Raw genomic sequence first — 24,729 nt, forward strand, 5'->3', positions numbered from 1 at the left:
CCGTCGCGCTCCTCCCCGTTCGATGCCCTGCCTGGATGCACGAGCCGGGCACGAGAACGGCCGGATCATCCGTTCCTACGCTGTCCGACATGGATGCCTCCGTCCCCCGGCGAACTGCAGCCTGCTGATCTCGACGGCGTCCCTGGCCACGAGTCTGCCGAAGCCTGCTCGATGGGGCGTCGGGCCACGGACGACGCTTCGGCTACATCCTGCGGCCAGCTTCGCGGGCAACGGCTGGCCTCCGGATGTACGCACGAGTCCGCTGCCGGTCGGGCGACGGGCCACGACCGGGTGACTAACCTGGGTGGGTGCTCGCTGACCGGCTGCCGCCCCACCGGGATTCCCCCGGCCGAGGCGGGACGGGCGCACCAGGCCCGGTGGCCCGCTGGGGCCGGACGGCACGGCACGGCCTTGCTGGGGAGGTCGGGCCGGCGCTCGTCGTGCTTGCGGTGAGTCTGTCGGCCACGGCCGTCATCGGCTGGGGGGACGGCGCGCCGCGCCCCCCGCTGCCGTTCGGCTATCTGCTGTTGGCCGCCGACGCCGCCCTGATCGCGCTGCGCCGCCGCTGGCCGTTGGTCATGCTCGCCGGCACGCTCGCGCTGTCCCTCACGTACCACGGTCTGAACTTTCCCGGCGGTGCGTTCACCATCCCGCCCGCCGTGGCGATCTACTTCGCCGTCGTGTCGCGGCACCGGCTTGCGGCCGGGCTGACCGCCCTCGCCTTCCTGGCCGGGGTGTTCCTGTTCGGAACGCTGCACGACCGTGAGCCCAACACGCAGGGTGCGGTCTGGCTGGTCGCTTGGCTTTCGCTGATCATGGCGGTGGGGGAGGCGGCCCGCAGCCACCAGGAGCGGCTGCGTCAGGTGCAGGTGCGGGCAGCGCTGGCCGAGGCCACCCGTGAGGAAGAAGCCCGGCGTCGCGCGGTGGAGGAGCGGATGCGGATCGCCCGCGAGCTACACGACGTGCTGGCCCACCGCATCTCGACCGTGACGATCCAGGCCGGGGTCGCGGCCCACCTGATCGACCGCGACGTCGACCAGGCGCGTGCGGCGCTGCTGGCCATCCGGGAGACCAGCCGTGGTGTGCTCGTCGAGATGCGGTCGACGCTCGGCATGCTGCGCCGGGTTGACGAGGACGAGTTGCCCACCGGTCCGGTGCCCGGCATGGCCGACCTCGACAGTCTCGTCCGGGACGCGGAGGCCAACGGGGTCGACGTCGCGCTCGACGTGGTAGACGTGGCCGACGTGCGGGCCGTCCTGCCGGCCAGCCTCGACCTCGCGGTCTACCGCATCGTGCAGGAGTCGCTGACCAACGTGATCCGGCACTCCGGCGCCGTCCGTGCCCGGGTCCGGATCGTTCACGAGCGCGGCGAGGTGGCGGTCGAGGTCCGGGACGACGGCCGCGGTGCGCCGCCCGAGCCGTTCCCGCAGGGTAACGGCCTGCTCGGCATGCGGGAGCGGGTAGTCGCGGTCGACGGGACCTTCGAGGCGCGCGGTGCCGTCGATGGCGGCTTCGTGGTCAGCGCCCGGATACCGCTGGGCGGCGATTCCCGATGATCCGGGTGATGCTGGCCGACGACCAGACCCTGGTACGGGCTGGTCTGCGTTCGCTGCTGCAGTCCGAGCCGGACATCGAGCTCGTCGGTGAGGCCGCCGACGGCGAGCAGACCCTGCGGGTCGCGGCGCAGGCACGACCGGACGTGCTGCTGATGGACATCCGCATGCCCCGGATGGACGGGATCGAGGCGACCCGACGGATCGCCGCTCAGCCCGCGCTGTCCGGCATCCGTATCGTCATCCTCACCACATTCGAGCACGACCAGTACATCTTTCGCAGTCTGCGGGCCGGGGCGAGCGGCTTCCTGGTGAAGGACATCGAGCCGGCCGCGCTGCTGCAGGCGGTGCGCGTGGTCGCCACCGGCGAGGCCCTGCTCGCACCGTCGGTGACGCGCCGGCTGATCGCGGAGTACGCGGCGCGCAGCCACGAGCCGCCGGTGTCGCCCGACCTCGACCAGCTCACCGCCCGGGAACGGGAGGTGCTGGTACTGGTCGCCCGTGGCCTGACCAACCGGGAACTCGCCGAGCGGATGAGCTGCAGTGTCGCGACCGCAAAGACCCATGTGAGCCGCGTGATGACGAAGCTGGGCGCCCGGGATCGTGTGCAGCTCGTGGTGCTGGCCTACGAATGGGGCTTGGTGCGGCCCGGCTGGCGCGACGCGGGTCCGGTCACCAGGTGATTGACGATTCTGTGGGGCTGGTGGCAGGCAGTCGGCTGCGGCCGGCGTGCCGAGTAGGACACCCAGCCACGGCCAGCGTGCCTCGGCCACCCGAGCCAGGGCGGTGGACGAGTCGCCGTCGATGGCAGTCGCTGCCTGCGAGGCCAGCCAGGCAAGGATGGCGCCGACGGGGGCGGGGGCAGCGGTGCGGATCAGTGAAGATCAGGTAGTTGTGGGTCATTGGGGGTTCCTCTCCGGGTGTGCGGGGTGCGCCTGGTGTCGCGGCGGATGTATGTCTCATTCAGGGATATTTTTCGGGTTTATGCCTTGGTGGGGTTTGTGTCGGTTTAGCTCGGGGTGGTTGCTGCCGCCTGCCTGGTAGCCGAGGAACACCACCCCGGGTCCTGCCCTCCGGGGTGGTGGTGCTCGTCCGTGACGGGGAAGGACACCAATACCGCGATGAACTATCAGCGCCACGAACACGAACCGGACCGACCGAGTGCACGCCGGGCGAGGTCACGATGGTGGGCCGTCGGACTGGCCGGCATGACCGGCCTGGCCCTCACCACCAGCCTCAGCATCAGCGGAGCGCCGGCTGTCGGCGCCGTCGACGGCACTCTCACCGCCGCCGACGACCGGCTGGGAAAACCCAACCACGCCTCCACCGACAACAAGGGCCACAAGGGCGGGGGAAAGAAGGACAAACGCAAGGGCACACCCGTCCCGTGTGACGCCGACGCGTTGATCGCGGCGGTCACCCTCGCCAACGCCCGCGACGGCGCCGTCCTCGACCTCGCCAAAGACTGCACCTACCTACTCACCGCCAACATCGACGGCGCCGGCCTGCCCGCCATCACCACCCCGATCACGCTCAACGGCGGCAAACACACCACCATCAAACGCGCCGCCGCGGTCGATCAATTCAGAATCTTTACCGTCCAGAGCGGCGGCCACCTCACCCTCAACCACCTCACCATCACCGGCGGGGAGATAAACGCCGACGGCGGAGGGGCTCTTGTCATCTCCGGCGGAGCGCTGACCGCTAACCACAGCACCATCACCCGCAACGTCGCTAACGACGGTGGTGGTGTCGACAACTTTGGTGTCACTACTATTAATCACAGTACCGTCAGCCATAACAGCTCCCAGGGATTTGGTGGCGGCATTTCAAACTCTCAGGGAACATTAATTATCAACAATTCTCATATAGCCGCTAACACGTCCAGCGAAGGCGGCGGCGTAGTGAGCTTCGATATGGCTAATGCCGTAACGATAAAAAAGAGTGTGTTCGCCGACAATTTTTCCCGGGGAGGGAGCGGAGGTTTGGCTGTTAGAAGCGGAATCGGTCAAATCTCCGATACAAAGTTCACGAACAATCGTGCGAGTAACTTCGCTGGTGGAATCTATATCGACACGCCAGCCACTCTGCGGAACGTAGAGATCGTAAAAAACACGGCGTTAACGCGGATGGCCGGAGGGCTGTTTGTAGATATTAACGCGGCGGTCGTTGTCGAAAAAAGTTTGATCAAGGACAACCACTCTGTCGCCGCCATCGGTGGCGGAGTGTACAATCCGGGTCAGCTGGTGATGCGAAAGACAAAGGTTATTGGCAACCGGGCCGACCAAGGCGGCGGAATCTACAACGATGCCAATGGTGCGCTCACACTTTTTTCGACCAAGATTGTAAAGAATATCGCCACCACCGACGGTGGCGGCATCTTCAACAATGGCGGCACGGTCGAGTTGAACACCGTCACTGGAACCACTGTGGTCAAGAACCGGCCGGACAACTGCTCTGGCGACGTACCCGGCTGCGCCGGATAGCAATCCGAGCACATCGGATCTACGAGGGGTCCCGTTTACGCCGCTGTCGGTGGGCGGGGCCCCTTCGTCGTTCCCGCACGATCAGCGCATCTCGGGCTTGTCGGCACCGGCCGCCTGGGCGATCCGATTAACCTGGTCCTTGATCGACTGGCCGCCGTTGGGCGTAGCTCCTCCTGTAAGGCGTCAAGACGGCCCTCGATGCAGCCCGCCCGGCGCTCAACCCTGGGTAGCCGTTGGGCAGGGTGTCTGGCTGCACCTCGCCCGTCAATGCCCGCTTCTCTGCCGGTCTGGCCCGAGCCCGGCGGCTTCCTCCCCTTCGCCAACTCGATCGACAGTGACGAGCTCGTGGCTCACCGAAGGGAACCCCGACGAATGGCCACTGATCATTTTTGAGCTGTGGGACGATGAGGACTACTGGTAGCTGGCGGGGAAGGTGTTCTCCGGGATCGGATTGGGAGCTGCTGGACGCGGTGACCTGGAGGCAACGACCGCATCGTAACTGCTGGCCGCACACCGAACATCCCGCAACCACAATGCTGCCGGCCTGGGCAGCAGAAACCGTATCCGCCCGTCAGCCGTCAGCCCTGCGTCTGTCCAGCTGACGGCAGGACCACCCTGACGATTGCACCACCACCGGGGACGTTCTCCGCCCATACCCGCCCCCCGTGGGCGCCGACTACGGCCCGCACGATGGCGAGCCCGATCCCCGACCCGCCGTTGTCCCGGTCCCGGGCCGTATCGACCCGGTAGAAGCGTTCGAAGACATGCGGGAGGTGCTGCGCCGGGATGCCGGGACCGGTGTCGGTCACCGCCAGCTCCACACCTCTGGCGCCGCTGACCACCTGTACCGTGACGGTCCCGCCCTCGGGTGTGTGCCGTAGCGCGTTGTCCAGGAGGTTGCCGAGCACCTGCCCCATCCGCTGCGGGTCGACGTCGACCCACGGGGAAGGGGGAAGATCGCTGCGCAGCGTCACGCCCTTACCAGCGAACCGGGGCCGCACCGCGGCCACGGCGTCCCGGACCAGGTCCGCCGGGGCCGTCTGTACCGGGTGCAGGTCGAGCTGATGTGTCTCGGCGCGGGAGACCGCGGCGATGTCGTCGGCGAGGCGGTGCAGCCGCGCGGTCTGGGCCCGCAGCACCGATTGAAGGTCCTCGTCGTCAACGGCGACGCCGTCCTCAGCCGCTTCGAGGTAGGCCTCGATGGTGGCCAGCGGGGTGCGCAGCTCGTGACCGAGGTCGGCGAGCAGCCGTCGCCGGGTCGTTTCGACGGTCTCCAGGCCTTCCGCCATGGTGTTGAACGAGTCGGTCAGGGTCTTGAGCTCGTTGCCGAGGCCGGGGTCGGCCATGCGGACGTCGTAGTGTCCGTCGGCGAGGCTGGCCGACGCGTGCGCGAAGTGAGTGATCGGGCTGGCGATCCGCCGTGTCGCGTACGCGCTGGCCACCAGCGCCGCGACCAGCGCGGCGAGGAGACCGACACCGAGCGCGAGCGCGTTCGCCGAGGCGTACGCCCGCTCGACGTGCCAGCGTGCCTCGGCGCTGACCTCCCCGCCGACCTGCCCGAGGTGCTCGTGGAAGATCCGTGGTCCCACCGCACCGGCGACCAGCGCCAGGGTCAGCCCGCCGACGGCGAGCGCGAGCACCTGCGCGGCGAAGAGCCGTACGGCGAGGCTGACGCGCCAGGAGTTCACGACTGCGGTCCCATCCGGTAGCCGATGCCCCGGACGGTGAGGATGAACCGGGGGTGGGCGGGGGCGTCGCCGAGCTTGCGTCGCAGATGGCCGATGTGCACGTCGACCAGGTGCTCGTCGCCCACCCACCCCTCCCCCCACACTGCGGTGATCAGCTCAGCGCGGCTCAGCGCGACATTCGGTCGGCCGGACAGAACCGCCAGCAGATCGAACTCGGTGCGGGTGAGCGGCACGGGCACCTCGTCGAGGCGGGCTTCGCGGGCTGGCACGTCCACCGCCAGCGGACCGAACCGACGCGGTGCCGTCTCCGGCCGCTCGCGGGGCTGGCGTGGGCGACGCCGCATCGCTGCGACCCGGGCGACGAGTTCTCTAGGGCTGAACGGCTTGGTGAGGTAGTCGTCCGCTCCAACACCGAGCCCGGTCAGCTTGTCGGCCTCCTCGGTGCGGGCGGTCAGCATGACGATGTAGCAGTCGCTGAACGACCGCAACCGCCGGCACACCTCCACACCGTCGAGGCCGGGCAGCATCAGGTCCAGGACGACGACGTCGGGCTCGTCCTCCCGGGCGGCATCGAGCGCCGCCGGGCCGTCAAAGACGCAGCGCACCTGATAGCCGTCGCGCTCGAGATAGCTCGCCACGACCTTGGCGAGGCTCCGTTCGTCGTCGACGACCAGCACCCGTCCACTCATGTCCTGATCCCTCGGGCCGTGTTCCTCACTCCGACGCGTACCGATCAGTCCAGGTAGCACCGCCGTCGGTGCTGGCTGCGATCCGGTCACCGGCGAGCGCGGCGAAGAGGGTGCCGTCCTGCACAGCGAAACTGTGCGGCTCAGCCGGCGCCGCGCCGCGCCGCTGCCACTGCCCCCCGCCGTCGGACGACGACCAGACCGCTCCGTCCGGGGCGACCGCCCACACGCCGGTGTGGTCCCAGGTCAGCAGGCCGACAGCAGGAGCCTCCGGCACCGGCTGCCAGCTTCGGCCGCCGTCGGTGGAGCGCTGCAGGCCGTCGCGTCCGACGGCGAGGACTGTCCCGTCGTCGGTCGGGCTGACCGCGAACGCGCCGATTGTCGTACGGGAACGGTGCTCCCAGTCTCGCTGGTCGGCGCTGACCATGAACTCGCCGTCGACCGAGTTGTAGCCGTAGACCGAGCCGTGGGCGACCTGGAGCCCGTGGAAGTCCGCCGTACCGGATAGCGACTTCTCCCGCCAGGTCACGCCGCCGTCGGTTGACTCGATCAGGCCCACGTTGGCCGGGCCGTGCGCGGAGTGGCCCGAGGCCAGGTAGTGCCCGGGGCCGACCACGGTGAAGCCCATCAGGTCCAGGTAGTCCTTTGACACGCGTACGGCGCTCCGCGGATCGTCGACGCGGAACAGCCCGACGTGCGTGGCGACATGCAGGGCGCCGCTACCCGGGTCGACTGCGATCCCGTGGACGTGCCCGAACCCCTGGTGTCCGGCACCACCGGTGGTGTCACCGTTCGAAGACCCCTGACTGCGTAGGGCGAACACCACCACGGCGGTGAGCGTGGCCAGCACGGCCAGCGCCGCGATGATGATCGTCCACGTCGGTGCGGCCAGCGCACCGCGACCCGGCGACTTTGGCGCGGATCCGGACCTGCTGCGTGGTCGCATCGGCTGCGACGTCCTGCTCATCGGCTACATTCACTTCCTCGTCCTTGACTGACCCGGTGCAGGTGGCCCCGGTGCGGGATCAGGGTGACCTCTCGTCCCCATCAACCATGGCCCGAAGCCAGCGGAAAGACCCCTTCGGGGCCATGAAGATTCTCTGAAGAAGCGGCCCGATCCCTACTCGCCGGGCCGGTGGTCGATGACGCTGATGGCGCACACGAAGGAGCCTCCATGCCATCGCTGCTCACCCGCCGGCACGTGATCGCCGGGATCGCCGGGGCTGCCGGTCTCGCCGGGACCGCCGGAGTCGTCGCCGTCGCCGCCAACCGCAACACTCCGAAACTGGTCGACCCCCACGCCGAGGCCATCCACCGCGCCGAAATGGCCCGGCAACGACCCGGCGCCGCCACCGTCCGCGCGACCCTCACCCCCCGCCCGGTGACTCTGGATCTTGGCGGCGTGATGGTCGACACCTGGGGGTACACCGAGGACGCCCCCGCTCCGCTGATCAGGGCCAAGGCCGGTGACCGGCTCCGCGTCGACGTGGTCAACGAGTTGCCTGTGGACACCAGCGTGCACTGGCACGGCATCGCGCTGCGCAACGACATGGACGGCGTCCCCGGGGTCACCCAGGACCCGATCGGCGCGGGCGGGCGGTTCACCTACGATTTCACCGCGCCCCACCCCGGAACCTACTTCTACCACCCGCACTCCGGGGTGCAACTCGACCGAGCGCTCCACGGCGTCCTGATCGTGGATGACCCGAACGACGCGGGCCGCTACGACCAGGAGTGGATCGTCGTCCTGGACGACTGGGTCGACGGCACTGGGCGCACCCCGGACGACGTGCTGGCCGCGCTCGGCGACGGCACCGACGGGATGCACGGCGGGCACGACATGCCCGGCATGGACCACGGCGCCGGGATGCCGATGGATGGCGGCAGCATGGAGACTATGACCTCGCCGTTGCTCGGCGGCGCGGGTGACGTCGACTACCCGCACTACCTGATCAACGGTCGGGTGCCGGCCACCCCCGTCACGCTCACCGCCCGGCCCCGCCAGCGGGTACGCATCCGGCTGGTCAACGCCGCCTCCGACACCGCCTTCCGGGTGGCGCTGGGCGAGCACCAGCTTACCGTCACGCACAGTGATGGATTTCCGGTCGTTCCGGACGTCACGGACGCACTGGTCGTCGGCATGGGTGAGCGGGTTGACGTCGAGGTCGTCGTCGCCGACGGGGTGTTCCCCCTGGTCGCGGTCGCCGAGGGCAAGACGGGCCAGGCGCTTGCCGTGGTCCGGACCGGAGGCGGCAGGGCACCGTCGGCCGAGGTACGCGCAACCGAACTCGACCGCCGCGTCATTCTCACCAACCAGCTGCGGGCCGCGGACAACGTGCGGTTGCCCCAGCGCGAGCCGGACCGGACCCATGATCTGGTCCTCGGCGGCGGCATGGAGCCCTACCGCTGGACCATCAACGGCAAGACCTTCACCGACGCCGAGCCGCTCCTGGCCGGGGAGGGCGAACGGGTACGGCTACGAATGATCAACCAAACGATGATGTTCCACCCCATGCACGTGCACGGGCACACCTTCGCCCTCGGCGACGGCGGCGCCCGCAAGGACACTGTCATCGTGACCCCGCACCAGACTGTCACCGTCGACCTCGACGCGGACAACCCCGGACAGTGGATGACCCACTGCCACAACATCTACCACGCCGAGACCGGCATGATGATCAATCTGGCCTACCAGCTGTGAGCTGCCCGGACACGTGACTGGGCCGGACCACCCGCGCCTCTGGTTTCCCGCTCTCCGCGCGAGGCCGCTCCCCGGCTACCGGCCGGGGCGGCCTCGGTGTCCCGACCGTACGGGTCTGCCGTTGCGCCGGGGGCCGGCCTGCCGGCCGTTTCCCGCGGGGCGCGGCGAGCGGCTTCGTGCGGGGAGGTTCCAGGAGGACCGCTCGTACAGGGCGATCCCGGCGCAGACCGAGACGTTCAGCGACTCCGCGTCCGGATTGAGAGGGATCGACACGGTGCTGCTGGCGATGCTCTCGAATGACTGCGATGTGCCCGTCTTCTCCGCACCGAGCAGGAGGGCGAGCGGCTCGTCGGCGTCGCGCAGATCGCTGACCGCCAGATCGCCGTCCGTGTCGAAGGCGATCAGCGGGACTCTGCTGTGCCGGAAGTGGTCGATCGCCTCGGCCCGGGACGCGAGCACGATCGGCAGCGAGAAGACGTAGCCTCGGCTGGCCCGGACCAGGCGTCGGTCAGCGACGGTGGCCAGATCGCTGTCCACGAGCACGATGCCGGCGGCGCCGAGCGCGAAGGAGGTGCGCACGATGGCGCCGATGTTGCCGACGATCTTCACGCCGTCCAGGACGATGATGTCACCGGTGGTGCGGGACAGATCGTTGAAGCTCCACGGTCTCGGCGTGCGTGCCACCCCGAACACCTTGGGTTTCTTGTCGACCTTGAACAGGCTGCTCATGATCGGGACCGCCACCAGGCGAACGGGAATGTTCCGCTGCCGGCACGCGGCGAGCACCTCGTCGGGGAAGGGACTGCTCTCGACTCCGTAGACCTCGACGAAGTCCAACCCCGCGCGGATGCACTCCACGAGCGGCTCGGCATCCTCGATGAGTACGGTGCGGACGGCGGATCGCGAATGCTTGACGACGTCGCTGATCCGCTGTACGGCCGGATCCGACCATTCGGTGATGACATCGAGGCTTACCACGGGCGCGACCCTAGCACAAGCCCCTTTCGCTTCCCGCTGGAGTGCTGCCCGGCCACGTCCACCCGGTCGCGCGCGGCGGTTCGGTGCCCCCGGCCCACGCGACGGTGGTCAGGCGCGACTGAGCCGGCCCAGGACCCAGGGTGGACGAACGCCTCATCCCGCCCCGAGCCGTCGGCGGCCAGGTTCGTCCGGCCGCGGGTGATCTCCAGGTGACTCGAGCCGGCGGAACCAGTCGTCGATCGAGCGCCGGTACCCGTCGGGCATGGGCAGGTCCGCGAGCTCGTCGGCGGCGAACAGGCGACCTTCTTTGTGTTCGGAGCTCACTGTGATCGGTGAGTCGTCGTCGGTGAGGCAGCCGTAGGTCACGATCAGCACGTTGACGCCGTCGCGGATGTGGTACTGCCAGGAGTCGAGGATCGGGCCGACCCGTACCGTCCAGCCCGTCTCCTCGCTGATCTCTCGGCCGACGCAGGCGGCCGGGTCCTCGCCGAGTTCGAGCTTGCCGCCGGGTAGTTCCCATTCTTCCCGCTCGTTGCGGAGCAGCAGAACCCGGCCGTCGCGGACGCAGACGCCTTTGATGGACACCGGGAAGGTGCCCGGTCGATACATGTGAGCGTCCTTCCGTGCTCGGCTGTCGGGGCGAGAGGGTGTCGCCCGGAAGCGCCACCAGCACATCCACTGTATCGATGGCGGTAGTGCCGATGCCGGGGCCTGGCCGAACGCTACCGAAGGGGCCTCGCCAGGGGTACAGGATGGCCGGATGGCCCGGCGGGCGCCGAGCCATCCTCGTGGGGGTTGTCGTGGCCTCGCGGGATCAGGTGATGCCGCGGAAGAAGGTGCGGATGTCGTTCGCCAGTAGTTTGGTGGCATCCATCGCGGGGAAGTGGCCGCCTTCGGTGAACTCGCTCCAGTGGCTGATCGCCTGCCCCGGGTCCATCGCGCGGCGTACGAGGGGGTGGGTGTTGAACACGGCCCAGCCGGTCGGTACCTGGGTGGCCATGACCAGGTCGAGGCCGGAGTGTTCGGCCTCGTAGTAGAACTGTGCGCTGGACGCGCCGCTGCGGGTGAACCAGTAGAGGCTGATGTTGGTGAGGAGTTGGTCGCGGTCGACCGACTCGTCCGGGGTCCGCCAGGCTCCGTCGGTTTTGGTCTTGAACTTTTCGGCGATCCACGCGAGCTGACCGACCGGTGAGTCGGTGAGGGCTGCGCCGATGGTGTCGGGGCGGTGGTTGTGCATCAGGAGGTATCCGCGTTCGGCTGAGGCCTCGGTGCGTACCGCTTCGATCTGGGCGATTTCGTCCGTGGAGAGGCCGTCGGGGTAGGGGAATTTGTCGCCGACCAATCCGAGCAGGAAGGGGTCGAGGCCGAGGTGCGTACCGATGACCCGCTCCGGGTATTCGGCGGCGAGGCGGCCGGTGGTGCCCGAACCGATGTCGGTGCCGTGGGCGGCGAACCTCTCGTAGCCGAGCCGCGTCATGATCTCGGCGTAGGCGGCCGCGGTCCGCGCCAACTCCCAGCCGGTCCCGGACAGCGGGGTGGAGAAGCCGAAGCCGGGCAGCGACGGGATGATCACGTGGAACTCGTCGGTCAGCAGCGGGATGAGGTGCTGGTACTCGACGAACGAGCCGGGCCAGCCATGGTTCAGCATCAGCGGGGTGGCCTGCGGGTTCGTCGATCGAATGTGGACGATGTGGAACGTCTGGCCGTTGACGACCGTGGTGACCTGTTCGTACTCGTTGAGTTTCGCCTCCTGCGCCCGCCAGTCGAAACCGTCGTGCCAGTACTCGACGAGTTCCTTCAGGTACACCAGCGGGATGCCGCGGCTGAAGTCGGTGCGGTCGTCGCGGCCGGGCACCGGGTTGGGCCAGCGGGTGTGGGCCAGCCGGTTACGCAGGTCGTCGAGGTCGGCCGGTGGGATGTTGATGCGGAACGGGGTGAGCGCGTTGTTCTCGTGCATGGCACCGACGGTCTCAGGCGATGCGGCAGGATAGCTTCCGCGATCGCTGAGAGAGTGAGGAAAGGTGTTGCAGACCTCCGCCGGCGTCAGCCGAGCTGGCGGTCGATGTCGGCCAGTTCCTCGGCGGTCAGCTCAAGGTTGTCCAGCGTGGCGAGGTTGGCCTCGAGTTGGGAGACGCTGCTGGCGCCGATGATCAGACTGGTCATTCGGGGGTCGCGCAGGGCCCAGGCGAGTGCGAGCTGCGCGAGGGACTGGTGGCGGCGTTGGGCGATGGCGGCGAGGCCGCGGATGGTGACCAGCCGTTCCGGGCGCACGTCCCGCTCGGAGAGGTGGACGCTGGTGCGAACCCGGGAGTCGGCCGGGATGCCGTCGAGGTAGCGGTCGGTGAGCAGGCCCTGGGCCAGGGGGCTGAAGGAGATGCAACCCGCGCCGACCTCCGCGAGCGTGTCGAGCAGGCCGTCCTCCTCGGTCCAGCGGTTCAGCATCGAGTACGACGGCTGGTTGATCAGTAGCGGGGTGCCCAGGTCGCGCAGGATCGCCGCGGCCCGCCGGGTCTGTTCGGCGGTGTGGTTGGAGATGCCGACGTAGAGCGCCTTGCCGGCCCGGACTACGGCGTCCAGGGCGCCCATCGTCTCTTCCAGCGGGGTGTCCGGGTCAAACCGGTGGCTGTAGAAGATGTCGACGTAGTCCAGCCCCAGGCGGCGGAGCGACTGGTCCAGCGAGGCGACGAGGTATTTGCGGGATCCCCACTCGCCGTACGGGCCGGGCCACATCAGATAGCCGGCTTTGCTGGAGATGACCAGTTCATCCCGGTGCGGCTTCAGGTCCGTGGCGAGCATCCGGCCGAAGTTCTCCTCGGCGGCGCCCGGCGGTGGGCCGTAGTTGTTGGCGAGGTCGAAGTGGGTGACCCCGAGGTCGAAGGCCCGGCGGACGATGTCCCGCTGCCGTTCGAAGGGGCGGTCGGGCCCGAAGTTGTGCCACAGGCCGAGCGAGATCGCCGGTAGGCGGAGCCCACTGGCCCCGCTGCGTCGGTAGGTCATCTGGTCATAGCGGGTGTCGGCGGCCTGGTAGGTCACGATCAGGAGGGTAGCCGTTGACCGGTCAGGCCAGTTCGCGGGCGTAGCAGACGGAGAGTGATTCGTCCTGGTACGGGCCGAAGTTGGCGATGCGGTGGTAGCCCTCACGTTCGTAGAAGCGGATCGCGTCGGGCTGGGCGGGGCCGGTCTCCAACAGCAGGGTCCGTACGCCGGCGGTGCGGGCGGCAGCCTCCAGTGCCTGCAGGATGGCGGTCGCCACGCCGGTGCCGCGGGCGGTCGGCTCGACGTACATCCGTTTGATCTCGGCGGATTCGGTGGAGAGGAAGCGGAGACCACCGCAGCCGAGCGCGGCGCCCAGGTGGTCGCGGGCGACGAGGAAGACGGGGACGCTGTCGGCGGTGGGCGGGGCGCCCGGCTCGTGGTCGTCGCTGCGGTAGCGCGCGTCCAACTCGGCGCGTTGCGCGGCGCGCAGTCGGGTGCTGTCGGTGGACTCCCACGGTTCGGGGTGGACGGAGATCACATGTCCTCCTTGGTTCGTGCCGGTCGCACCCCGGTGGGGGGACCGCTCGTAACAAGCGTTACCGTAACGTACGTTACGACAGGGAGGCCGGCGCGGTGGGCGCGGGCCTGCCGGATGGAGCCGGACCGGGGAGGGTGGATGGCCAGCCGACGTGACCGGGTTGACCAACGGCAACGCCTGTCGGCGGCCACCTGGTCAGTGCTCGCCGAACGCGGCCTGCCCGGTCTCACCCTGCGTGCCGTCGCGGAGCGGGCCGGCTGCACCACCGGGATGGTGCTGCATACCTTCGCCGACAAGCAGGCCCTGCTGGTGCACGCGCGCGAGCTGCTTCACCAGCGCACCGGCCAGCGGGCCGACGCCATGCAGACCGCCGCCGAAACACCTGGCACGGCGCTGCGCACCGTGCTGCTCCAGGCCGCCGCCCCGACCACGGAGCGTCAGGAGGAGGCGCGGGTATGGGTGGGTTTCCTGGCCGCCGCGTTGGCCGACCCGGTCCTGGCCGAGCTGCACCGCGGCTACAACCGCCGGTTCGTTGATCGGGTTCGGGGACTGGTCGCCGCGGTCCGGCCCGACTGGCCCGCGGCGGACTGCTCGTCCACCGCCATCGGGCTGGTGGCCCTGGTCGAGGGGCTGAACACGCTGACCGCCATCGACCCGACCACTTACTCCGGGGCAGCGCAGCGCGTCGCCCTCGACGATGCGCTCGCCCGGCTTGGCCCGGCTGCCGCTGGCCACCCATCCGGGTGAACACCGCACCGGAACGCGACGCGGACCGGCGCGTCGCGGGTTTGACTGGCAGGCGTGGACAGCGCAGGGCTGGGGCGGGCCTACGACGAGCTGCTCGCAGAGTTGACCGCGGGCGGCTTCGGCCCGGCGCCGCCGGGGCGGCTCGGCGCCGAACAGATCGTGGCCCATCTCGTCGCGAACGACGAGCTGATGACCGAGGCGACCGAGGCGGTCCTCGCCGGCTCGCCGTACGCCTACTACGACCTGGAGACGATGCACCGGCCCCAGGTCGATGCGCTGGTCGCCGAGTTCGGTGACCTCGACGCGTTGGACGCCCGGCTGCGCGCCACCAGTAGCCGGCTGGTGGCCCTGGTCGACCGGCTCGGCCCGGCGGCCGGCACCCCGGTCGACACCCACCTGCGAGAGGGCTACGACCTCGTCGTGGACGGCCCACTGCCCTGGGGGCGGGTGCTGGACCTGCACGCCCGGGTCCACCTTCCCAAACACCGGGCGCAGCTCAGAATGCTCCGGGTGGCCGAGTAACCGGTCAGCCGAACCGCCACTGCTGGTTGGGGGCGTCAACGCAGGTGATCTGCCGGATTTCGGTGCCGGCGTCGAGCCGGCCGCCGTCCGGGTACGCGCACCGGCCGCTGTGCAGCGCCGCGATCAGCACCTGTCCGCCGGCGCTGGGTACGAGCTGCCACTGCTGGTTGGCCTCGCCGTGGCAGGGATACTGCTGCAGCCGTGCCCCGTCGGCGGCGTTGGAGCCCTCCACGTCGAGGCACATGTTCGAGGCCTGGTTGACCAGGCTCACCAGGCCCGACCCGACGGCGTTGGGCAGCCACCGCTGCCGGGGGTCGTCGCCGCGGCAGTCGAGGAGCCTCGCGGGCGCCTTCGCGCCGTCTCCGTCAATGCCCAGACACCGGCCCGAGGCCACCTGGCGAAACGCTGTCGGGCCGGTGGGGATGGCCGGCGGGGAGCTGGCTCCCGCGGTGGTCGGAGTGGCCGTCGGGGAGCTGACTGTCACGGTGGGTGGGGCGGCCGGCTCCTGCCCCATCGGGGTCGATTCGCCGGTGGACGGCGTCGCGGCCACCGCCGGGACGCCTGGCGTGCCGTCACCCCCCGCGCCGCCGAGGACGAAGAAGCCCCCGAGTAGGAGGCCGGCCGCGCCGATGAACACCGCCACCCACGTCAGCGGATCGCGGGGCAGCCGAGGGCGGGGGGCGCCGGGCCGGCGGTAGATGGTGCCGGCCGGGTCGGGGTGTTGGGTGGAGGCGGACATACCGGCATCCTGGCCCACCAGCGGGGCCACGGCTAGCCTCCCCGGCCGCATCGCCGCTCAGTCGATGACTTGGACGTCACCCGAGAACGCGATCCGGTCGCGGACCATCCCCGCCTTCGGTCCCGGTTCCGGGTAGTACCAGACCGCGTCCGGGCTGATCTGGCCGTCGTGTTCTAACGTGTAGTAGGACGCGGTTCCCTTCCACGGGCAGACCGACTGCGTGTTGGACCCACGGATCAGGTCGTCGCGCAGCGTCGAGCGCGGGAAGTAGTGATTTCCCTCGACCAGTACGGTGTCGTTGCTCTCCGCGATCACCAGGTCGTTCCAAACGGCCTTCGGCATGACCCTACGCTAGGCCGCCGTCCGTTGGTCAGGTGGACATTTTCGTCATCGGCCACCATGGACGTCCAGTGCGGTGGCCCGGTTGGGCGTAAAGTGATCTGATGAATGCCGTGCGTGATCATGATCAGGCAGTGGTCCAGCTCCGGCGCTCGTATGCGGCGGTGCGGCCGGGACAGCCGGTTCGGCTCGCCAAGCGCACATCCAACCTGTTCCGCCCACGCGCGGCCCCACGCGCACCGGGCCTTGATGTCAGTGGCCTCGGCGGTGTCCTCCACGTTGACCCGGTGGCCCGCACCGCCGACGTGCAGGGCATGTGCACGTACGAGGACCTGGTGGAGGCGACCCTGCCGCACGGGCTGATGCCGCTGGTGGTGCCGCAGTTGCGCACCATCACCCTCGGTGGGGCGGTGACCGGCCTGGGGATCGAGTCCACGTCGTTCCGCAACGGGCTGCCGCACGAGTCGGTGACCGAGTTGGACGTGCTCACCGGGGCCGGGGAGGTCATCACCGCCCGACCGGAGGGAGAGCACGCCGACCTGTTCGCCGCCTTCCCCAACTCGTTGGGCAGCCTCGGCTACGCGACCCGACTGCGGATCGAGCTGCAACCGATCGGCCGGCGGGTCGTGCTGCACAATGTGCGGTTCAACCGGCTGGAGGAGCTCGCCGAGGCGATCGGCGAGGTCATCGTCACCCGTTCGTGGGCCGGCGCGGTGGTGGACGCGATGGACGGGGTGATGTTCAGCCCGGATGAGGCGTACCTGGTGCTCGCCACCTTCACCGACGACGCCGGGCCGGTCAGCGACTACACCGGTCAGGAGATCTACTACCGGTCGCTGCAGCAACGCACCCAGGATGCGCTGACCGGGCACGACTACCTGTGGCGCTGGGACACCGACTGGTTCTGGTGCTCCGCGGCGTTCGGGGCGCAGCACCCGGTGCTGCGCCGGGTCTGGCCGGCACGCTGGCGGCGTAGCGACTTCTACCACCGGCTGGTCCGGTTGGAGCACCAGCATCAGGTGGCCGCGCGGATCGACCGGTGGCGCGGCCAGCCGGCGCGGGAACGGGTGGTGCAGGACGTGGAGATCCCGCTGGGGCGTACCGCCGAGTTCCTGCGCTGGTTCGCCGGCGCGGTGCGAATGACCCCGGTCTGGCTCTGCCCGTTGCGGCTGCGGGAACCGACCGGGCCGGGATCGGCCCGGTCCTGGCCGCTGTATCCGCTGCGGCCCGGGCAGGACTACGTGAACATTGGGTTCTGGGGAAGCGTGCCGATCGCCGGGGGTGCCGCCGACGGCGACATGAACCGGGTGATCGAACGCAGGGTGTCGGAGCTGGGCGGGCACAAGTCGCTCTACTCCGACGCGTACTACGACCGGGAGGTGTTTGACCGGCTTTACGGCGGCGACACCTGGCGGGCGGTCAAGGACCGCTACGACCCGGCCCACCGGCTAACCGGACTGTACGAGAAGGCGGTAGCACGAGCATGAGTCTGATTGATCGACAGCAGGAGTCGGCGAGCGTCTCCGCGGCCGCGCCGAAGACGGCCGGCATTCGGGGGCGAACCCTGGCCGACGTCATTCGAGCCCTGACCACCGAGCCCCTGCCAGTACGGATCACCGGGTACGACGGCAGTTCCGTCGGCCCGGCCGACGCCGGCATCACCCTCGCCATCCGTTCCCCGCGTGGCCTGTCCTACCTGTTGACCGCCCCGGGCGACCTGGGGATGGCGCGGGCGTACGTCAGCGGCGACCTCGGCCTGTCCGGGGTGCATCCGGGTGATCCGTACGAGGCGCTGCGGGTCCTCAAGGACGAGGTGCGGTTGCGGATCCCGCCGGTGCCCGAGGCCCTGGCCCTGGTCCGGGGCCTGGGCTGGGAGCGGCTGCTGCCGCCGCCACCGCCACCGCAGGAGGCGGTGCCCCGGTGGAAGCGGGTGTTGGGCGGGCTGCGCCACTCCCGGATCCGGGACAGCAGCGCCATCTCACACCACTACGACGTGTCGAACGCCTTCTACGAGAAGGTGCTCGGGGAGTCGATGACGTACACCTGCGCGTTGTTCCGCTCGCCGCAGGACTCGTTGGAGACGGCGCAGGCGGCCAAGTACGACCTGGTGGCGCAGAAGCTCGCGGTCAAGTCCGGGATGCGGCTGCTGGATGTGGGCTGCGGGTGGGGCGGCATGGTCCGGCACGTGGCCCGCGAGTACGGCGTCCAGGCGCTCGGGGTGACCCTCTCCAGCGCGCAGGCCGAGTGGGCGCAGGCCGCGATCGAGCGGGAGGGGCTGACCGGGCTGGCCGAGGTGCGGTACCTCGACTACCGGGACACGCCACCGGAGCAGTTCGACGTGGTCTCCTCGATCGGATTGACCGAACATATCGGGGTACGCAACTATCCGGAATACTTCGGCTCGCTCCGGGACCGGCTGCGGCCCGACGGCCGGCTGCTCAACCACTGCATCACCCGCGCCGACAACCGTGCGCCGCACCGCTCCGGCGCGTTCATCGACCGGTACGTCTTTCCGGACGGCGAGTTGGCCGGGCCGGGCCGGGTGCTCTCCGAGATCCACGATGTGGGCTTGGAGGTGCAGCACGAGGAGAACCTGCGCCGCCACTACGCGCTGACGCTCGCGGCCTGGTGCCGCAACCTCGTGGCGAACTGGGACTTCTGCGTCGGCGAGGTGGGCACGGGAACTGCTCGGGTGTGGGGTCTGTACATGGCCGGATCCCGGATGTCGTTCGAGCGCAACGGCATCCAGCTCCACCAGGTGCTGGCGACGCGGACCAGCGCCGCGGGGGTGACGAGCTACCCGCTGCGGCCGGACTGGCTGCCCTGACTCCGGTGCGGCCGGCGGTCGCCGAAAGGTGACCGCCGGCAGCCTCCCCGTACCCGTCCGGCGCGCTACCGGGCCTGATGGCTGCCTGGACCGCGGCACTAGCCTGGAGCAGCTCGAACGGAACGGGGGAGTTGTGCAGAACCGACGCGTCGTGGTGCTGGTCGCCGTCCTGGTGTCAACCTTCGCGCTGCCGCTATCGCTGACCGGTGCCGCGGTGGCGCTGCCGGAGATCGGACGGGATCTCGACGCCGACCTGGCTGGGGTGCAGTGGGTGGTCAACGGCTACAACGCCACCTTCGCCAGCTTCATGCTCGCCACGGGGGCCCTGGCCGACCTGTTCGGTCGGCGGCGGGTCTTCACCATCGGGCTTGGGGTCTTCGCCGGGGCGGGGTTGCTGGCGAGCGTCGCCGGCGACGTCCTCCTCCTGAATGTGCTGCGCGGGCTCGCCGGTGTTGGTGCGGCTGCCGCCGCGACCAGCGCGGGGGCGTTGCTGGCCAACACCTTCGTGGGGCGGGCCCGAACGCGCGCGTTCAGCGTCTTCGGGATGGCCATCGGCGCTGGCCTCGCCTTCGGCCCGACGATCGCGGGACTGCTGATCGACTTTCTGGGGTGGCGGGCGGTGTTCGCCGTACCCGCGTTGGTGGCGGTGGCGGTGCTGCTGCTGGTTCCGTGGCTGCCGGAGTCGCGTCAACCGCACGCGGGCCGGCTCGACTGGGGCGGGACCATCTCCTTCACCGCCGCGCTGCTGCTGTTGATCTTTGGCTTCGTGCAGGGGCCGGCGTACGGCTGGGGAGACCCGCGGATCGTGGCCGCCTTCGCGGCGGCGGTGGCGCTGCTCGTGGTCTTCGTCCGGGTGGAGCGGTCCCACCCTGAGCCGATGTTCGACCTGACCCTCTTGGCCAGTCCGCGCTTCGTCGGCATCTGCCTGGCGGCGGCCACCGTCGTCGCGGTCCTGGTGCCGCTGCTGGTGTATCTGCCGTCGTACCTCACCACGGTGGTCGGGCTGACGCCCAGCTCCGCCGGCCTGACCCTGGTGCTGCTCACCGCGCCGACGGTGGTGTTGCCGCTGCTCGCCGGCGCGCTGACCCGCTGGGTGCCGGCGTCGGCGGTTATCGTCGCCGCTGTCCTGACGGTCGCGTCGGGGGCGGCGTGGGCGACGGTGATCACCCCGACCAGCGGCGCGGCCGACCTGGCCGGCCCACTGCTCGCTATCGGTACCGGCATCGGGTTGTCCGTCGGGCTGCTCGACGCGCTCGCCATCGGTAGCGTCCCGCCGCAACGGGCCGGCACCGGCGCCGGAATGATCAACACTGCTCGGCTGGCGAGCGAGACCGTTGCCATCGCGGTCGTCGGGGCGGTGCTGGCGACCACCACTGCGGGCCAACTCGCTGATCCCGGCTTCACCAGCGGGCTGCGGACCGTGCTCTGGGTGATGGCCGGGTTGGCGGCGCTTGCCGCGCTGACCGTCGCGGTGCTGGTCCGCCGCGACTCGCGTCAACGCGGTCAGCCGGGCTTGGGCGAGGAGGCGGGGCGCGGGCTCCGACAGTCGTAGGCTGGGCTGGTGGGATTCTCGCCAGCCCAGGACCGTCGAGGACCGGCGGGTGGGATCTCACCAGTGGATCACGAGTGCGGGAGGTCCGGCAGGTGCTCATCGTCGCCGGAAGCATGTACGTCGACCCGGAGGATCGAGAGAGCTACCTCGCCGGGTGCCTTGAGGTCGTGACGGCTGCCCGGGCGGCGTCCGGCTGTCTCGACTTCACGATCAGCGGGGACCTGGTCGAGCCCGGCCGGGTCAACGTCTACGAGCGTTGGGAGACCGAGGAGCAGCTGCTGACCTTTCGCGGTGCCGGCCCGACCGAGGAACAGCAGGTGGCGATTCGGGACGCGAAGGTCTTCCGATACGAGATCTCTGCCGTCGAGACGCCCTGACGTGGCAGGTCCGCCTATCGTCTGAATCACTCCGTCGATCGGACATATTGCTCGCCGTAAGCCGTCCCCCACGGGGTTACCCCAGAGTTGTGCCTGGTGACACCCCCGATTGGTGGCCTACGCGGCGGAGGGGTCGGCGTGGCGATGACTGGCTCGACGGGTTCGACGTGGCGGTACCGGTGGGCGTACCGGCAGAACGAACGGCGACAGCGGGTGTTCCGCGAGGCCGACGGGGCGTGGCGGCGGCGGGACGAGGAGCTGCGGCGCCTGCGGACCCTCGCCGAGGAGTTCGGTGGCTCGGCCGAAGCGGGTGCCGGTCTTCCGATCGAGCTCGACCCGGGAGAGACGGTCTGCTGGGTGCTGCCGGCCGCCCAGTTGGTCGAGGTCCGGCGGGCAGCGGTGCTCCCCGCGCCCGAGCTCACGGTTGCCCTGCGACCCCGTCCGCTACGCCGGCGGCGTCCGGATGGCATCCGGATCACCGACACCGGCATCGCCGTGATCACCAACCGTCGACTGGTCCTGCTCGGTGGACGCGGCCGGCGCGACTGGGCCTACGGCAAGATGATCGGTCTGGCCCACGACCTCCGCGCGCCGGTGACGCTGATCCAGGTACTTGATCGGCGGCGCGCCTCCGGCCTGCTACTGCCGGCGGAGGCGGTCGCCGACTTCCGGTTCAAGCTGAGCGTGGCCTTCGCGGACGCGATCGAGCAGCGGGAGGCGGTGCTCGCCCAACTCGATGAGGCCCTCGCCGAGCACGCCCGGCGCAAGCCGCTTCGCCCCGCCGTCCGCACGCCCGCGCAGGCGCGGCTCACCGGGTTCGTCCGCGGTGGTGCGCGGGCGGTGGCGGTCGCCGCCGGGATCACCCTGCTGGTCCCGGCGGCGTTGATCCTCGCTGCCCCGTCTGCCCCGCCCGATTCGATTCGGACGGAGGTGGCGGCGGCCACCGCGGCCACCTCCGCGGCCTCTGCCGCGGCCACCAGGGCGGCGGCCGCCATGGCGGGGTCGCCAGCACCGACGCCGATCGCGGCACCGAGCCTGTGCGGCGCCCCGACCAACCCGCTGGGGTACGGCTTCTGCGCTGGGGACCCGGTCCGGCAGCCAGCCGCCGAGGTGTGTGACTGGTTCGACTGCGTGCCCGGATTCTGGGCCGGCCGCGGGTATCTGGTGCAGTGTGGGAACAGCTCCGTCAGTCTCGCTGGCGGCAGCCCGCGCGCCTGTGGCCAGCACGGCGGAGTCCAGCGCGCCTTCCGTGCACCGGGCCCGCAGCCAGGGTGAGCGCGCTTTGAGACCTGATCGGTTACCTGCCGAGGTGGTCTTGCCGTCCAGTAGGGAAGGCCGTATCCAACCAGGATGTGAAACGTTGTTCTGTGCGTGACGGCGACCTCAACCCGCCACGTGCGTGGGCCCCGACCGTCCTGGCGTTCCCGCTGGGCCGACCAGGAAAACGACCGCCGACGGCGTTTTCACGCTACCGAGGCTGATGCCTGGCGTCGCCGCGCCGACGAGCTGAGCCGGCTGCGGGTCGAGGTCGGCCTGCTTGGATCGGGCCCGCCGAGGGAGGCGCCGATGCAACTGGTTCCCGGTGAGGTGGTCCACCGCGTGTTCCCGGTCGTGGAGCTGGTCGAGGCCGTTACCGGGAACGTCGGCCGACTACCCGTGCCCGGGCTGGCGATGGAGCTGGCCGGCACCGACGAGCTACCGCGTCCGCTGCCGCCGGGGATCCGGGCGGTGGAGGTTGGCACCGGCGTGGTGACCGACCGGCGGGTGGTCTTCCTCGGCCGGCACCGACAACGGGACTGGTGGTTTGCGGAGCTGGTCGCGCCGGCCCACCATCGCCGGTCGCCGCTGACCCTGCTGCCCACCGTCAACGGGTCCTCGGTGGCCGGACTGCTGGTGTCGCGTCCGGTGACCCTGACCTTCCGGTTTTACCTCACCCTCGCCTTCGCCGACGGCCTCGGCAACCGGGACGCGGTCGCTGCCTGCCTGGATGAGCTGGTCGCCAGGCACCAGCGCGCCCGGCCAACGGCGCCCCCGGTCGCCCGGCCGGAGCAGGCCCCGGTGCGGGCCCGGCTGAATAATCGTCAGTGCGTCGGCGCCGTTGCGGCGGTCGCCGCCTCGGTGGTGGCTGCTATCGTCGTCACCGCTGGCGTGACGTTGCCGCCGGCCGCGCCGACGGCGGGGCTTGACCGGTCCCATCCCAGCGACGCGTCCGGCCCAACCAGCCCCGCACCGAGCAGCCGCCCGGTGCCCCCCGCGTCGCCGCAGCCCGATCCACCCACTGTGGTGCCGCCGCCCGCGGGGGTGGTCCCGACCGCCGTCGAGGCGTTGTCCGCGCCGAACTCCGTTGATCCACCGGCCCCGGCACCGGACCGCTCCGCGCCGCAGCACCGCGCGGAGCGGCAGCACCGCTCCGAGCCGCAGCACCGCGCTGAGCGGCCGCACCGCGCTGGGGACGGGCGGGACGCCAGCTGCGGGTGGCACTGCGGCCCGAAACGCTCGCACGGCCGGTCTTCGTCGGCCGGTCCGGACGGTCGTTCCAGCCGGTGGGAGCCCGGTCGCACCGGGTGGAACGCGACGGGAGACCGGGGCGACGGACGCCCGGACCGGGCGAAGAATCTGTCGTAGCCCGCTGGCAGGGTCCGAGCATGCTGTTGACTTCGCTGGCCGAAACTGATCGGGCTTCCCTGGCCGAATCCGACCGCCCCACACTGGCCGAGTTCGACCCGGCGTTGCTGACTGACATCGACCGGGCGTTCCGGGCCTCCTGGTCGGCCGAGACCTGCGACCCGGTTGATCTGCCCTGGGCGGCGACGAACCCGGCCCGTGGGCAGTGCGGCGTGACGGCGCTCGTGCTGCATGAGCTGATCGGCGGCGAGTTGCTGTGCGCGGTGGTGCTGCGGCGGGATGGGTCCCAGCAGGGCATGCACCTGTGGAATCGTCTCCCCGGCGGGGTGGAGGTCGACCTGACCCGGGAGCAGTTCACGGTGGACGAGATCGTGCAGGAGCCGGCCGTGCTGCCGCTGGGGCCACTACGCCGCTGCGTCCAGCAGTACGCGCTACTCCGGCACCGGGTGCGCGGCATGCTCGGCCTACCAACCGACGGGGTGGGTTACCCCTGACCCGGCGGTTGGTAGGTGACCGGCGTCTGCGCCGCTTCGTCGATCTCCTCTGGCGTGATCATCGGGATGACCTCGGCTCGCACTCCCCCCGTCGCCTGGGCGGCGATGCCGAGCGCGGCGGTGGTCATGTTGTCCGGCACCTCGCAGGAGACGAAGAGGTCGTGTTTGCCGATCGCGAAGTACAACGCCTCCACCCGTCCGCCAGCGTTCTCGATCAGCGCCCGGACCACCTCTGCCCGCGCCGTTCCACCCTGCTCACGTAGCCCCGCCATTCCCTGGGCGGTATAGGTCGCCTGGAAGAGATATTTCGCCACGCCCGTACCACCTTCCCGGGCACCCGTGGCCCGGGAAGGTGGTACCCGCTCGCCACCCGGATACGCCTCGGCCAGCTGGCTGTTCGCGGACCGGGTGGCGGAGGGCCGCGGAACTCACGGCCGGGTCCGCGGTCCCGGGCAACCATGGGTGCGAGTCGTCGTACGCCGGGTGGGTCACCGCTGCGCGGATGGCTGCTGTACGCCGTATCGGAGTAGGACGGTGTCGAAGTTGTCGAAGGTGCGTACGCCGAGGCGTCGGAGCGAGACCGGGTGTTCGAACAGCGGGGTGCCGCCGGCGAGGGCGGCTGGGCCGAGGAGTACGTGGATTTCGTCGATCAGGCCGTGCTGGAGGAGTCCGTTCCAGGTGGTCCGGCTGCCCCAGGTGACGATCTCCCTGCCGTCCTGTTCCTTGAGCTTGGCGATCTCGGTGGGGGCGTCGGCGCGGCTGATGATGCGGGTGTTGTCGGCCCAGGGGTGGTCGGCCGGCGGCGGGGAGGCGTGGTCGGAGACGACCACCTTGTCGACCACGTTGTAGATCTTGGAGAATTCGCGGTCGGCCTCGAAGGCGGAGTTGTCGTCGGCAACAC

The 24,729-nt window shown here is 70.0% G+C and carries 26 protein-coding genes and 1 pseudogene; 14 read left to right on the forward strand and 13 right to left on the reverse strand.

What is annotated here, in order from left to right:
* Positions 1 to 308: 308 nt before the first annotated feature.
* Both B118_RS0116780 and B118_RS0116785 read left to right on the forward strand, forming a co-directional pair.
* Positions 309 to 1,556, forward strand: a complete 1,248-nt coding sequence (locus B118_RS0116780) for a sensor histidine kinase (RefSeq protein WP_238323957.1) — start codon at positions 309 to 311, stop codon at positions 1,554 to 1,556.
* Complete coding sequence (locus tag B118_RS0116785; RefSeq protein ID WP_018812014.1) at positions 1,553 to 2,236, forward strand: response regulator; 684 nt, start codon at positions 1,553 to 1,555, stop codon at positions 2,234 to 2,236. Before B118_RS0116780 ends, B118_RS0116785 begins: the two co-directional genes overlap by 4 nt.
* A 36-nt stretch (positions 2,237 to 2,272) precedes the next feature.
* Here B118_RS0116785 and B118_RS32965 read toward each other — a convergent pair.
* A pseudogene (locus tag B118_RS32965) lies at positions 2,273 to 2,456 on the reverse strand (hypothetical protein); the annotation flags it as partial.
* 191 nt (positions 2,457 to 2,647) lie between these two features.
* Here B118_RS32965 and B118_RS0116790 point away from each other — a divergent pair.
* The gene (locus B118_RS0116790; RefSeq protein ID WP_028188593.1) at positions 2,648 to 4,039 is read left to right on the forward strand and encodes a hypothetical protein; all 1,392 of its coding nucleotides are present in this window, start codon (positions 2,648 to 2,650) and stop codon (positions 4,037 to 4,039) included.
* 578 nt (positions 4,040 to 4,617) lie between these two features.
* On the opposite strand, the gene B118_RS0116800 is transcribed toward B118_RS0116790, so the two are convergent.
* Genes B118_RS0116800 through B118_RS0116810 form a run of 3 tightly spaced genes read right to left on the reverse strand, consistent with a single transcriptional unit; the run spans position 4,618 to position 7,263 of the window.
* Complete coding sequence (locus B118_RS0116800) at positions 4,618 to 5,727, reverse strand: HAMP domain-containing sensor histidine kinase (protein WP_018812012.1); 1,110 nt, start codon at positions 5,725 to 5,727, stop codon at positions 4,618 to 4,620.
* Positions 5,724 to 6,416 (reverse strand): response regulator transcription factor, encoded by a 693-nt coding sequence (locus tag B118_RS0116805; RefSeq protein ID WP_018812011.1) that lies wholly within the window; start codon positions 6,414 to 6,416, stop codon positions 5,724 to 5,726. The genes B118_RS0116800 and B118_RS0116805 overlap by 4 nt, the downstream gene beginning before the upstream one ends.
* A 25-nt stretch (positions 6,417 to 6,441) precedes the next feature.
* Positions 6,442 to 7,263, reverse strand: a complete 822-nt coding sequence (locus B118_RS0116810) for a F510_1955 family glycosylhydrolase (RefSeq protein ID WP_018812010.1) — start codon at positions 7,261 to 7,263, stop codon at positions 6,442 to 6,444.
* On the opposite strand from B118_RS0116810, the gene B118_RS32970 reads away from it, so the two are divergent.
* Both B118_RS32970 and B118_RS0116815 read left to right on the forward strand, forming a co-directional pair.
* A complete protein-coding gene (locus B118_RS32970) occupies positions 7,253 to 7,411 on the forward strand; it encodes a hypothetical protein (protein ID WP_232430483.1) in 159 nt (52 codons plus the stop codon). The genes B118_RS0116810 and B118_RS32970 overlap by 11 nt on opposite strands.
* A 176-nt stretch (positions 7,412 to 7,587) precedes the next feature.
* Positions 7,588 to 9,114: a multicopper oxidase family protein gene (locus B118_RS0116815; RefSeq protein WP_027648264.1), complete on the forward strand. Its 1,527-nt coding sequence runs from the start codon at positions 7,588 to 7,590 to the stop codon at positions 9,112 to 9,114.
* A 75-nt stretch (positions 9,115 to 9,189) separates the two neighbouring features.
* Here the strand turns inward: B118_RS0116815 and nshR are convergent, their stop codons facing one another.
* The 5 genes from nshR to B118_RS0116840 form a co-directional block, all read right to left on the reverse strand.
* Entirely contained in the window at positions 9,190 to 10,092 is a 903-nt protein-coding gene (gene nshR / locus B118_RS0116820; protein WP_028193064.1) for an NshR/TsnR family 23S rRNA methyltransferase, read from the reverse strand.
* A 153-nt stretch (positions 10,093 to 10,245) separates the two neighbouring features.
* Positions 10,246 to 10,701: an NUDIX hydrolase gene (locus tag B118_RS0116825; RefSeq protein WP_028193065.1), complete on the reverse strand. Its 456-nt coding sequence runs from the start codon at positions 10,699 to 10,701 to the stop codon at positions 10,246 to 10,248.
* A 205-nt stretch (positions 10,702 to 10,906) separates the two neighbouring features.
* Positions 10,907 to 12,049: an epoxide hydrolase family protein gene (locus tag B118_RS0116830; RefSeq protein WP_018812006.1), complete on the reverse strand. Its 1,143-nt coding sequence runs from the start codon at positions 12,047 to 12,049 to the stop codon at positions 10,907 to 10,909.
* Positions 12,050 to 12,135: 86 nt separating this feature from the next.
* Positions 12,136 to 13,131 carry an L-glyceraldehyde 3-phosphate reductase gene (mgrA, locus tag B118_RS0116835; RefSeq protein ID WP_026270807.1) on the reverse strand — a complete coding sequence of 332 codons (996 nt, stop codon included), beginning with the start codon at positions 13,129 to 13,131 and terminating at the stop codon, positions 12,136 to 12,138.
* 19 nt (positions 13,132 to 13,150) lie between these two features.
* Positions 13,151 to 13,606 (reverse strand): GNAT family N-acetyltransferase, encoded by a 456-nt coding sequence (locus B118_RS0116840; protein ID WP_018812004.1) that lies wholly within the window; start codon positions 13,604 to 13,606, stop codon positions 13,151 to 13,153.
* Positions 13,607 to 13,744: 138 nt separating this feature from the next.
* Here B118_RS0116840 and B118_RS0116845 point away from each other — a divergent pair, with 138 nt between their 5' ends.
* A complete protein-coding gene (locus tag B118_RS0116845; RefSeq protein WP_026270806.1) occupies positions 13,745 to 14,353 on the forward strand; it encodes a TetR/AcrR family transcriptional regulator in 609 nt (202 codons plus the stop codon).
* A gap of 54 nt (positions 14,354 to 14,407) precedes the next feature.
* On the forward strand, positions 14,408 to 14,875 hold the full coding sequence (locus B118_RS0116850; RefSeq protein ID WP_018220946.1) for a hypothetical protein: 468 nt from the start codon (positions 14,408 to 14,410) through the stop codon (positions 14,873 to 14,875).
* 4 nt (positions 14,876 to 14,879) lie between these two features.
* On the opposite strand, the gene B118_RS0116855 is transcribed toward B118_RS0116850, so the two are convergent.
* Both B118_RS0116855 and B118_RS0116860 read right to left on the reverse strand, forming a co-directional pair.
* Positions 14,880 to 15,614 carry an RICIN domain-containing protein gene (locus B118_RS0116855; RefSeq protein ID WP_026270805.1) on the reverse strand — a complete coding sequence of 245 codons (735 nt, stop codon included), beginning with the start codon at positions 15,612 to 15,614 and terminating at the stop codon, positions 14,880 to 14,882.
* 57 nt (positions 15,615 to 15,671) lie between these two features.
* Positions 15,672 to 15,956 carry a DUF427 domain-containing protein gene (locus B118_RS0116860; protein WP_018220944.1) on the reverse strand — a complete coding sequence of 95 codons (285 nt, stop codon included), beginning with the start codon at positions 15,954 to 15,956 and terminating at the stop codon, positions 15,672 to 15,674.
* Between the two features lie 101 nt (positions 15,957 to 16,057).
* On the opposite strand from B118_RS0116860, the gene B118_RS0116865 reads away from it, so the two are divergent.
* From B118_RS0116865 to B118_RS0116895, 7 genes are all read left to right on the forward strand, one after another.
* Entirely contained in the window at positions 16,058 to 17,440 is a 1,383-nt protein-coding gene (locus tag B118_RS0116865) for an FAD-binding oxidoreductase (protein WP_026185380.1), read from the forward strand.
* Positions 17,437 to 18,780 carry an SAM-dependent methyltransferase gene (locus B118_RS0116870; RefSeq protein ID WP_018812000.1) on the forward strand — a complete coding sequence of 448 codons (1,344 nt, stop codon included), beginning with the start codon at positions 17,437 to 17,439 and terminating at the stop codon, positions 18,778 to 18,780. Before B118_RS0116865 ends, B118_RS0116870 begins: the two co-directional genes overlap by 4 nt.
* 133 nt (positions 18,781 to 18,913) lie before the next feature.
* A complete protein-coding gene (locus B118_RS0116875; RefSeq protein ID WP_018220941.1) occupies positions 18,914 to 20,332 on the forward strand; it encodes an MFS transporter in 1,419 nt (472 codons plus the stop codon).
* 74 nt (positions 20,333 to 20,406) lie between these two features.
* Positions 20,407 to 20,709 carry a putative quinol monooxygenase gene (locus B118_RS0116880; RefSeq protein WP_018811999.1) on the forward strand — a complete coding sequence of 101 codons (303 nt, stop codon included), beginning with the start codon at positions 20,407 to 20,409 and terminating at the stop codon, positions 20,707 to 20,709.
* A 144-nt stretch (positions 20,710 to 20,853) separates the two neighbouring features.
* On the forward strand, positions 20,854 to 21,984 hold the full coding sequence (locus B118_RS0116885) for a hypothetical protein (protein WP_018811998.1): 1,131 nt from the start codon (positions 20,854 to 20,856) through the stop codon (positions 21,982 to 21,984).
* Positions 21,985 to 22,080: 96 nt separating this feature from the next.
* Positions 22,081 to 23,334: a hypothetical protein gene (locus tag B118_RS0116890; RefSeq protein WP_232430482.1), complete on the forward strand. Its 1,254-nt coding sequence runs from the start codon at positions 22,081 to 22,083 to the stop codon at positions 23,332 to 23,334.
* 20 nt (positions 23,335 to 23,354) lie between these two features.
* On the forward strand, positions 23,355 to 23,828 hold the full coding sequence (locus B118_RS0116895; RefSeq protein ID WP_018220937.1) for a YunG family protein: 474 nt from the start codon (positions 23,355 to 23,357) through the stop codon (positions 23,826 to 23,828).
* Here B118_RS0116895 and B118_RS0116900 read toward each other — a convergent pair.
* Together B118_RS0116900 and B118_RS28415 are read right to left on the reverse strand one after the other, a co-directional pair.
* Entirely contained in the window at positions 23,819 to 24,142 is a 324-nt protein-coding gene (locus B118_RS0116900) for a GYD domain-containing protein (protein ID WP_018220936.1), read from the reverse strand. The two genes, B118_RS0116895 and B118_RS0116900, sit on opposite strands and share 10 nt — an antisense overlap.
* A 174-nt stretch (positions 24,143 to 24,316) precedes the next feature.
* Positions 24,317 to 24,729: dihydrofolate reductase family protein (locus B118_RS28415; protein WP_018811996.1), on the reverse strand; the 413-nt coding region annotated here is incomplete at its 5' end.

Source organism: Salinispora pacifica CNR114 (genome assembly GCF_000514775.1).
Taxonomy (GTDB): domain Bacteria; phylum Actinomycetota; class Actinomycetes; order Mycobacteriales; family Micromonosporaceae; genus Micromonospora; species Micromonospora pacifica.

Excerpts from the sequence above, each read along its gene's own strand:
- B118_RS0116870 (WP_018812000.1), top strand. The coding sequence starts at position 17,437 with ATGAGTCTGATTGATCGACAGCAGGAGTCGGCGAGCGTCTCCGCGGCC.
- B118_RS0116855 (WP_026270805.1), bottom strand. The coding sequence starts at position 15,614 with ATGTCCGCCTCCACCCAACACCCCGACCCGGCCGGCACCATCTACCGC.
- B118_RS0116860 (WP_018220944.1), bottom strand. The coding sequence starts at position 15,956 with ATGCCGAAGGCCGTTTGGAACGACCTGGTGATCGCGGAGAGCAACGAC.
- B118_RS0116865 (WP_026185380.1), top strand. The coding sequence starts at position 16,058 with ATGAATGCCGTGCGTGATCATGATCAGGCAGTGGTCCAGCTCCGGCGC.
- B118_RS0116845 (WP_026270806.1), top strand. The coding sequence starts at position 13,745 with ATGGCCAGCCGACGTGACCGGGTTGACCAACGGCAACGCCTGTCGGCG.
- B118_RS0116830 (WP_018812006.1), bottom strand. The coding sequence starts at position 12,049 with ATGCACGAGAACAACGCGCTCACCCCGTTCCGCATCAACATCCCACCG.
- B118_RS0116815 (WP_027648264.1), top strand. The coding sequence starts at position 7,588 with ATGCCATCGCTGCTCACCCGCCGGCACGTGATCGCCGGGATCGCCGGG.
- B118_RS0116885 (WP_018811998.1), top strand. The coding sequence starts at position 20,854 with ATGACTGGCTCGACGGGTTCGACGTGGCGGTACCGGTGGGCGTACCGG.
- B118_RS0116805 (WP_018812011.1), bottom strand. The coding sequence starts at position 6,416 with ATGAGTGGACGGGTGCTGGTCGTCGACGACGAACGGAGCCTCGCCAAG.
- B118_RS0116895 (WP_018220937.1), top strand. The coding sequence starts at position 23,355 with ATGCTGTTGACTTCGCTGGCCGAAACTGATCGGGCTTCCCTGGCCGAA.
- B118_RS0116825 (WP_028193065.1), bottom strand. The coding sequence starts at position 10,701 with ATGTATCGACCGGGCACCTTCCCGGTGTCCATCAAAGGCGTCTGCGTC.
- B118_RS0116785 (WP_018812014.1), top strand. The coding sequence starts at position 1,553 with ATGATCCGGGTGATGCTGGCCGACGACCAGACCCTGGTACGGGCTGGT.